This window comes from Ornithinimicrobium cavernae, assembly GCF_003121625.1.
GTDB lineage: Bacteria > Actinomycetota > Actinomycetes > Actinomycetales > Dermatophilaceae > Ornithinicoccus > Ornithinicoccus cavernae.
Genome location: NZ_QDDJ01000054.1, coordinates 1 through 594 on the forward strand (window position 1 = coordinate 1; position 594 = coordinate 594).

Below are 594 nucleotides of genomic sequence, written 5' to 3' on the forward strand. Positions count from 1 at the left end.
CTTCGTTAGCACGGATAAATGCTTCCACGCCGCCTTCTAATTCAACTTTAACGCCTTTCGCATCAACTTCTACAACTTTACCAGTCAAGATTGCACCTTTTTTAGTGCTTTCTACGAAGTTAGTGAACGGATCCGATTCTAATTGTTTGATACCTAAAGAAATACGTTCTTTAACCGCATCAACTTGTAATACAACAGCTTCTACTTCGTCACCTTTTTTGTAGTTACGAACAGCTTCTTCACCTGTCGCATTCCAAGAAATGTCAGATAAGTGAACTAAACCGTCGATACCGCCTTCAAGACCGATGAAGATACCGAAATCAGTGATAGATTTGATTTTACCTGTCACTTTATCGTTTTTGTTGTGAGTTGCTGCGAAGTGTTCCCAAGGGTTTGCTTTACATTGTTTTAAACCTAATGAGATACGACGACGTTCTTCATCAACTTCAAGAACCATTACTTCAACTACATCGCCTACGCTAACCACTTTAGACGGGTGAATGTTTTTGTTTGTCCAGTCCATTTCTGAAACGTGAACTAAACCTTCAACACCGTCTAAAATTTCAACGAAGCAACCGTAGTCGGTTAAGTTAG

Annotated in this window: 1 protein-coding gene; it reads right to left on the reverse strand. The window is 39.7% G+C overall.

All coding sequences use genetic code 11. The features are described from left to right. A partial coding sequence (locus DA085_RS20750; protein WP_154402283.1) for a S1 RNA-binding domain-containing protein occupies positions 1-594 on the reverse strand: 594 nt, incomplete at both ends.